This is a genomic window from Flavobacterium sp. H122, assembly GCF_004959765.1.
In the GTDB taxonomy this organism is placed as follows: Bacteria; Bacteroidota; Bacteroidia; order Flavobacteriales; family Flavobacteriaceae; genus Flavobacterium.
In genome coordinates, this window is the sequence record NZ_SJZD01000011.1 from 87,393 (window position 1) to 96,634 (window position 9,242).

7 protein-coding genes and 1 pseudogene are annotated in these 9,242 nt (G+C 32.4%); 6 read left to right on the plus strand and 2 right to left on the minus strand.

Annotation, left to right across the window (positions count from 1 at the left end; genetic code table 11):
• Positions 1-10: 10 nt before the first annotated feature.
• The 5 genes from EZM65_RS14325 (at position 11) to EZM65_RS14340 (ending at position 2,462) form a co-directional block, all read left to right on the plus strand.
• On the plus strand, positions 11-448 hold the full coding sequence (locus EZM65_RS14325; protein ID WP_211196223.1) for a (4Fe-4S)-binding protein: 438 nt from the start codon (positions 11-13) through the stop codon (positions 446-448).
• Positions 449-514: 66 nt separating this feature from the next.
• Positions 515-1,411 (plus strand): alpha/beta hydrolase, encoded by an 897-nt coding sequence (locus tag EZM65_RS14330; protein WP_136669242.1) that lies wholly within the window; start codon positions 515-517, stop codon positions 1,409-1,411.
• Positions 1,412-1,749: 338 nt separating this feature from the next.
• A complete protein-coding gene (locus EZM65_RS15640; RefSeq protein WP_248574881.1) occupies positions 1,750-1,890 on the plus strand; it encodes a TetR family transcriptional regulator in 141 nt (46 codons plus the stop codon).
• A gap of 84 nt (positions 1,891-1,974) precedes the next feature.
• On the plus strand, positions 1,975-2,112 hold the full coding sequence (locus EZM65_RS15645; protein ID WP_211196224.1) for a hypothetical protein: 138 nt from the start codon (positions 1,975-1,977) through the stop codon (positions 2,110-2,112).
• Positions 2,113-2,312: 200 nt separating this feature from the next.
• Entirely contained in the window at positions 2,313-2,462 is a 150-nt protein-coding gene (locus tag EZM65_RS14340; protein ID WP_248574880.1) for a hypothetical protein, read from the plus strand.
• A 447-nt stretch (positions 2,463-2,909) separates the two neighbouring features.
• Here EZM65_RS14340 and EZM65_RS14345 read toward each other — a convergent pair whose 3' ends face one another.
• Both EZM65_RS14345 and EZM65_RS14350 read right to left on the minus strand, forming a co-directional pair.
• Positions 2,910-3,296 carry a response regulator gene (locus EZM65_RS14345; RefSeq protein WP_136669243.1) on the minus strand — a complete coding sequence of 129 codons (387 nt, stop codon included), beginning with the start codon at positions 3,294-3,296 and terminating at the stop codon, positions 2,910-2,912.
• On the minus strand, positions 3,286-4,710 hold the full coding sequence (locus EZM65_RS14350) for a HAMP domain-containing sensor histidine kinase (protein WP_136669244.1): 1,425 nt from the start codon (positions 4,708-4,710) through the stop codon (positions 3,286-3,288). The genes EZM65_RS14345 and EZM65_RS14350 overlap by 11 nt, the downstream gene beginning before the upstream one ends.
• A gap of 464 nt (positions 4,711-5,174) precedes the next feature.
• On the opposite strand from EZM65_RS14350, the pseudogene EZM65_RS14355 reads away from it, so the two are divergent.
• Positions 5,175-9,242 (plus strand): annotated as a pseudogene (locus tag EZM65_RS14355) (PKD domain-containing protein); the annotation flags it as partial.

Consider the following 9,242-nt stretch of genomic DNA (forward strand, 5'->3'; position numbering starts at 1 on the left):
TTAAATAAATATGGATAAAGAAATTAAAAAAGAGTATACCAACGGAGAAATAACCGTTGTATGGCAACCCCAAAAATGCATTCATTCTACCATTTGCTGGAAAGGCGAAAAAGGATTGTCTCAAGTATTTAATCCTCAAAAAAAGCCTTGGATAAACATAGATGGTAGTGATAGTCAAATCATTATGGAAAAAATAGATCAATGTCCGAGTGGTGCATTAAGCTATTACAAAAATAATGATACACAAGAAAAACCAACAGTGGAAACCGAAACCATTGTAGAACCTTTAGCAAACGGACCGCTTTTAGTATATGGTAACATATCAATAAAAAAAACAGATGGGACAGAAGAAAGAAAGTCAAAGGTTACAGCTTTTTGTCGTTGTGGCGCTTCTCAGAACAAACCTTTTTGCGATGGAGCTCATGTGAAAATAGGTTTTAATGGATAGTGGTTTTTAATGTAACCAATTAAAAAATTTGAATTAGAAATTATAGAATTAAGTAAACAATTTAAAATGAGTACAGAATTAACATTTGCAAAAGAACTACGCTCTTCATATAGAGCTATGATACCTTCAGCAGGTACGCCAGATACTGAATGCGAAATAAAAACCATACATATTCCTACAAATGATGTCGAGTATAGTATACCCGTTCATTTATATATACCAAAACATTTGGAAACTGAATCTCTTCCTGTAGTCGTTTTTGCTCATGGTGGGTGTTTTGTTGCTGGCGATTTGGAAACACATGTTGTTATGGCACATACCATTGCAAATGGTGCTAAAGCTATAGTTGCTTATGTTGACTACCGTTTGGCTCCTGAACATCCTTTTCCAGCAGGGTTAAATGACATTTACACAGCAATAGAATGGATTTCAAATAATGCTAACCAAATAGAAGCTAACCCTAACAAAATTGCAGTTTGTGGAGACAGTGCGGGAGCTAACCTAGCTACGGTTGTCACTATGATGGCAAGAGATAAGAATGGTCCTCAAATTGTTGGACAATGGTTGATATATTTATATGCAGCAAGTTTGGACATGAATACAGCATCGTGGAAAGAATTAGGCGACACAAACTTTCCAACTAAGGAGGTATTCATTAGTAGTATGAATGGATATATACCAAACGGTACAAATTCAGACTTGCCATATATCGCTCCTTTAAATGGCAATCATAAGAATCTTCCACCAGCTTTTATTCAAGTGGGTGAACTCGACCCTTTATTAGATGAGAACAAAAATTATAATAAAGCATTAATTGAGGCTGGAGTAAAATCGGAAGTGTGTGTTTATAATAATCAATATCACGGATTTATTCAGTTTTTTAAAAATAATGAACAAAATTCAGAAGGTTTGAAAGCGATTAATGAAGGGATTCAATTTCTAAACTTAATATTTAATAATTAATTTAAGTATGACGTTTCAATAATAAGAGATTAGTTCATTTCAAGAGTGATGGTGAGGGGCACACCCCAATTATGCATGAAGATATTTTTGAAATGATTCTTTTTATGCTTCCTCAACCCCAAAAGAAATATAAAAAAAATGCTTGTAAACGCAGTAACACAAGAGATTTGTTTACTGTGTTTATTATTTGTAAAAAAATGAACATTGTTTAAAAATAAAATATATTATAGTCAAATAATTTTTGAGGTAAGAGCGTAGCGGATAGAAAAGCAAGAGAAAAAGAAACATTAAAAACACTGATTCTTAAAGGAGCAAAAAACTTTTTTATAGAAAAAGGAATTGAGCAAACCACTGTTAGAAACATTGCTGACGGGATTGACTATAGTGTAGGTATTATACATGTTTATTTTAAAGATAAAAATGCTATTCTACACGACCTGTATTCTATAGGTTTTTCAGGAACTGGGTGGCTATTTTGAAGATTTATTCAAAATAGAAGATTTTATGTAAATGAGTTTGGCTTATATGAAATTCGCCATAGAAACCAAGAAATGTATGATTTGATGTTCAACCTAAAGGCACCAATGGGATTTTTAGAAAGTTCGGAGAATGAAGATTTGGATGAAGGTGTTGCTACTTTGACCGAGTTGAAAAAACATCAAGATGTATCAATAAAGGTTATTTTAAAGGACATAATGTAGAACCGCTTTCGTTTATGGTTTGGAGTTTAGTTCACGGTATGTGTTGTTTCGAAATTCGTCAAAGAATTAAAGGTGTTAAATTCACTAATCCTGACATTATTTTGTATGATGGGTATAATAAATATTTAAAAATTATAAAAAGACTGTGTTTTTTTGATTAAAAATAATAAACAATATTCAATTAATAAAAATTGAATATAATGAGGAAAGCACAAATTCTAATGACAATTTTACTTTGGTATCAAAGATATTCCCAAAGTAAATTCGAGGGGTACATTGAAGCCGGATTAAAAAACAATGAGGTAATCATGCAACATAATTTTGACATAAATAAAGCATGTATGCCTTAAAAGAATCACGTTCGCTTTTTTACCCAACTGTCACTTTAAATGGAAACCATACTAAGACTGAAGGTGGAAGAACGGTAGAATAATCGGCCTTTAATTCATCTATATCCCAATAATCTTTTTTTCTGCCGGTTCTGGAAGCAACATCTAGTTTTAGTGCTATTATTTCTTCAAGACTTGCTATTCAGGAGTTGATAACTTCAACTACTTCATCGATAAAAGTATTGGTGGTATTTTACCTGTATTTGGTTATTAAAACCTAAGCAAGTTTGGGTGGATTAGTTAAAACTAAATAAAGGTAACTCGGAATTAATCTTGATATTAAATTTACTCAATCAATTGCAGAAGCTACTCAATCAAAATTGCATGAATTAATAATGGTTGTGAAATATAATTAAAATGTAATTAAAATGTTTTTTTGGATTAAAAAATGGAGTGTAGTAGATTCACTCAAATAAATTGTTCGAGCTTTTGAATAGACAAGGGTTTTTCTAATAATGTTTTAACTCTTGCGCTGTTTTTTATTTTTTCAATATCATCATTGTTTAAAGTCGAAGACAACATGAAAATTTGCGTTTCTTTTTTCAAATTTTCAGGTAATGATTCAAATTCGTTGAGAAATTGGAAACCATTCATTTCGGGCATATTTATGTCTAAAAGGATTATCAGCGATTTATCAAAATCAATTCTGTTGTAGCTAATCCATTTTATAGCTTCCCTGCCGTTCTCAACAATATTTATTTCATGGGTTCCGGTAATTCTATTGATCAATTTACTCGTTATAAGCTGATCAATAGAATTGTCTTCAATAAGTAAAAAAGTATGATTACATCTCATATTGGATTGGTATTAAAACTGTAAAAGTTGTTCCTATAGTATGTTTTGAATTTACGGTTATTGAACCGTTAAGATTATCAACAGCTTCCTTTGTTATATAAAGTCCTAAACCAGAACCTAAGTTAGTATTTGTCACAAAAAACATATCAAAAATTTTATCAATAAATTCTTCTTTTATACCAATGCCATTATCCTGGACTTCGATTTTAAGAAATGGATTTGTATTAAATATTTTGATATGAATGAATTTTGAGCTTTTATTTTTATCAGAATATTTTATAGCATTTGAAACCAGATTATTTAAAATAATTTTTATTCTAAGCGGGTCACCATTTATTTTCTTAACTGCCAGGTCTTTGTGAATTTGAATTTCGTTTGCTTCTTTAATATGTTTATGCTGGGAAATTACTTCTTCTATGGCTTCATTTAAATTTATTTCTTCATTTCTTACTCCTAGACGTTTATTTCTGGAGTAATCAATTATGTCGCTGATAAATTGATCTTGTTTGGATAGACTTTGTTCCATTAAAGCTAAATAATTTCTTATCTCACCCAAATTGTCTTCTTCTTTAGCGATTTCAACTAATCCTTTTAATGAAGTTATTGGAGATCTTAAGTCATGTGAAGCACTGTAAACAAATTTGTCTAATTCTTTATTAGCAGTAACTAAATTTTGATTGTTAATTTCAATCTCTTTGTTAGAATTCATTATTCTTTTCACAGTTATATGATAATATATGCTAACACTGCTTATGATGATTAAAATAAAAAAGATATTTGTATATATTAAATAATCTTTGATGATATGGGTTCCATCCCCCAAAGTATTGGAAAAATTACGTTCATTAATAGTCAATCTATCACTAATTTCACTAATTTCTAAGAGAATTTTTTGTCTGTCAGTATTACTTAAATTGTATCTGCTAATTTTTTCATTAACATTGTTTCCTATATTAGATAATTCTTTAATTAGCTTATCTCCTTGTTCCCATTCTTTAATGGCTTTATTCAAAAAAGGAACAGAATTAAAGTTTCTGAAAAGCCAGATGATATCGTCTAAATCTTTATGACTGTTTCTACCTTGTATAAATCCTTCTTTAATTTTATAGTCAGGAGTATTTGTTAGCAATCCTATTCTCGCTGAACCATCTCCAAATGGAACCTTCATTTCTTTTAAATAGAGATTCCATTGTTTTTTGTCATGTGTATACAAATAGGTTATTAAGTGTCGAACAGCATCTTTTTGTGCTTTAGAGTAATGAGATTCTCCGTTGACATATGCTCGACTTGCTGATAAGATTTTTATAGTAAAGCCATTTAGAAAAATAAGAGAAGTACATGCAAGTATAATTACTAATAGTAGTATAAAAACATTAGAAAATGTAATTCTATATTTTTTATCACACTTCTCCATAATAGATAATTATCAGGTGACTTTGTTTTTAATAAATTGTAGGAATTTATCTATAAAGTTATATAAAATAATCATATTATGTTATTTTTTTAATGATTATTAGCTTTTTTTTAGTTAAATATGGAAAAATGTTTAGTTTGTCGATTTTTTTTCAACCTTCATCGAATAGACTCGTATATGCGACTTTTTTCTTACTTTTTTTGATAATTTTAATATGTAACATTTTGAATTTAATGTTTAATGAATAAAATTTCACAAAAACACAAATCGTATTTTTTAAGCAACTAATTCGAAAAATTATTAATATTCTAAGATCTCCCACTAAGAATAATTTTAAGTAAGCTTTTGTCTTATAATGGAATGTAAATTTCACATTCTGCTCACTTAATAGATCTTATAATGATTTAAGTAAAGATTCATTTTTCACACAATAAAAATAAAGTTGAACATTTAAATTATTGCTTATGAATAGGAGATTTACCAAAAAGGATAATTTTATCCTTGTTTTTTGTCTTTCTGTCTTTCTGTTACTTTTTCTTCAAACAGATTTGAAAGCACAAATCAATTACGTCAATGCAAGTTCTCTGGTCACCTCTGATCATGTTACCAATCCAAACAATGCTACATTGTTTAATAATTCATTTGCAACCTTAAATTCTTATGGAGGGGTGGCGGTTGGAATTGGTAATTACAGCGGTAAAATTGAGTTGGAATTCCCAACAGCAGTGCCCGCAGGAAAAACAACTTATGTCAGACTTGATTTTGACCAAGATGTATTAAATTCCTTGCTAGGCGGTAATTTAGGCAGTGATCTTGCCGATTTACTGGGGACAGTTGTTCTGGGAAATCATTTCTTCACAGTTACTGCAAAAAACAACACTACAATAATAAATAGTTTCTCAAGTCAAAATAATTTTTCAAACGAATCAGGTAAACTGATTCGTGACAAGGATGGTAATTTTTATTTTGCAATTACACCTGATTCATCTTATAACAGGATTGAAATAACAGATAATACTAATGCTGTTTTATTAGGAACTTCCAACAGTATGAAAGTGTATTATGCATTTTATACAACAGGTAATGATAGCTGTAGTCCTCCTTTTGCTACTTCATTTGACGGAACAGGAGGAACAATTGACTTAATAGGTTTAGGAGGTGCAGAAGTAGATCACCCTGAACGGGCAATTGACTCAGATTTGAATAGTTATTCACATTTAAGTTTGGGTGCATTAGCTGCTGCTGGAACTATAAGTCAAACCGTATATTTTAATGCCCTTTCCAAACCAACTGATCAGGTGCATGTAACTTTACAGCTTGACAATCCGGCAATTTTAAATTTAGGATTATCTGACGGATTAAAAATAGAAGCTTTAAACGGGGCAAATGTTGTCTATACATTAGATGTAGGAACAATACTGGATTTAGATTTATTAGGATTGTTGAGTAACGGACAAAAAGCTACTATACCTATTACTCCCGGACAGTCTTTTGACAGAATAAAAATCACACTATCATCATTGGTTCAATTAAATTTAACTAAGGGATTAAGGTTGTATGAGGTGTATTTATCTCCGGGGACTCCAGCAATTGCTGGAGGCTCACAGAATGTATCCATTTGCGGGCCTCAGTCAGTGACACTTTACGCAGAGACAGATAGTGAGAACGAATTGCTTTGGTATGATAGTCCAACTAGTAATACTCCTATAGCAACGACTGCTTATAATGCAGGTTTCACGACTCCGGTTTTAAATGCAACGACAACTTATTATGTTGCTGCAAGAAAAATAGGTTGTACAGCACTATCATCTCGAACTGCAGTGACAGTTACTTTTACTGCAAGGCCAGTTGCGACGGATATTTCAATTTCCAGCCCTGTTACAGCTACGTGCTCAGGAATTGCTGTTCTAAATCCAGTAACTGTTGTAGCTGATAGTGAATTTCATTATTATACTGATCAAAATAAAACTACCGAAATAACAACTGGATTTTCTGGTCATACAGGAATTACTTATGTTAAAGATGCAGTTACAGGTTCACTTACAATAAATGGTTTAAATACTGCAAATACACCCAGAACCTACTACATATCTATTAAAATAAATGGAACTTGTGAAAACGAAGTTAATACATTATTACCAGTAGATGTAGTTTTTCCTGCTCAGGTCGATTTAGATGTTGCGGCAACATTAGCCGGTTGCGGAGTAGTGAATTTAAGAGATGCTATTCTTAATTTTGATGCTTCTGGAAATACTACCTATATATTTTTAGATAGTAATCATAATACAATTCCGCTTGATCAAGTTGATAATATTCAAGTAAACGGAACATATTATATACAGGCAGTAGTTGGAGGAGTTCCTTGTGCATCAACAGAAGCTTCAGTAGTTGTTACAGTACATCCGGTACCTCAGTTAACTGTTAATCCAGATAACTTCGTAATAAATGTAGGTGACAGTATAACACTGCAGGCTACTTCAAATGCAACGGTTACTTGGTATAATTCAAACGGAACTCCTCTGGCTTCTCCAACAGTAGGACCTTTTACTCAAGCAGGAGTATATACTTTTACAGTAGTGGCAAGTAATGGATTTTGTGATACAAGTGCTATAGTGACTGTTGTTGTAAATAACCCTGCTGATTGTGTTACTTTTACAGAAAGAGTTTATGCTGATACTCAAAGTTCAGGTTCTATAGTAACTGGAACAGTTGTTAATGATTCACAAGCAATTGATCATAACCCGCAAACTCATTCGACTATTACAAGTGGATTAGGGGTTTTAGGTGTAGGTACTACATGGCAAACATTACAATGGAATACTGCCATAGCAGCAGGAACTCCAGTTTCAGTAAAACTTGGAACAGAATATAGTGGTCTGACATTAATTGGAGCTATTTCAGTTGTTGCGACTAAACGTGACGGAGGCGGTGTACCACAAATTATAGGAACAATTCAACCGCTTTCAGGAACTCTTGTCGATTTATTATCAGGTGAAAATAGTTTTGAATACACTTTTGTTCCGTCAGATAATACTGGTCCAAAAATTTATGACGGAATCAGAATTATTGTTGGATCTACTGTTGGAGTATCCCAAAATGCTAAGGTGTTTGAGGCTTACTACACAAGAGAAGCTAATCCATTGATTTGTCAATCTGGAGATGTTGAAGATTTATTTTATGGAACATATGATTTAGGAGTTGGAGCTTTAACAGGGACTACAAGTGTGGTTAATCCTTGGAATTCTGTAGATAATGATGATAATAGTTTTGCAACCATGTACAATGGAGTAGGAGTTTTATCGGCTTCAGAATTGACAGTTAAGTTTAGAACAGTTTCTCAACCGACTGATATTTTAAAAATTAAGCTGACAAAACCTGGAGCATTGCTGACTGTTTCAGCTTTAGCAGGTTTTACCGTACAACGTTACATGGGTAACACACCTGTTGGTGATTTGATGGTGGCAGGAAGTTCTTCTGCAACTGTTCAGGTAATTGATTCTGATGAAGTTGTTTTCCTTTCAAACACCCAGTCACCACCTTATGACAGAGTTAAAATCCGATTAGGAGGAGCGGCTAATGTGCTTGATTTTTTAAATGTTAATTATGTTAAACGTGAAGCTGACGTTAGTGTAGTTGGGGGAACAGGAACTACAATTCAACTTTGTCAGGGAGGAACAGTTACTATAGCTGGAGACAATTGTACTTCATACAGATGGTATGATGCTGAATTTGGAGGAACTATTTTAGCCAATGGTAATTCTTATACATTACCTTCTAATTTACCTGCTGGAACTTATGTGTTTTATGTGCAGCCTATAAGAGGCGGGTGTGAAGTGCTTTCAAGAACAAAAATTACTGTAACCGTATTAGGAACATCACCTAATGGATCTATATCAAGTATTTTAGTTAATTCAGATACAGATACTACCATTTGTAGTACAACAGGAGATGTGCTTTTGACAGCTCAGCTTAATAGTGTTCCACCGGTTACGAATCCAGTGTATTACTGGTACAGTTTTGATGGCACAAACCAAATTTTAATAGCTGGACAAAACTCGAATACACTTCAGTTAACAGGATTACTACCTGGTACGTATACTTATTATGTTGGAGTGAGCTCAACACAGTTTTGTCAATCCGCACAAACAGACAGAGCCTCTATAACATTTACGATATTACCATTCTCAGTTGCTAATGATATTAATGCTGATAATGTACAAATTTGTTTAGGGAATAATGCGGTAATTCAACCAACATCCGCTTTAAGTAATCCGGTTTTTAGCTGGTATTTTACAAATGATTATTCACAACCAATTACAAATGGAACATTTAGCGGAGTTACATATACTATAAGTCCAACCGGACAATTGACAATTTCTGGATTGACAATGCCGGGTAGTCCATATACTTATTATGTCTCTATGAATAGTGATTCAAGTTGTCAAAATGTTTCAGGAACATTAAAAGTAGTAACTGTTCAGGTAAATGAAACACTTGCTCCAACAACAAACGATACCACTCAGGATTTTTGT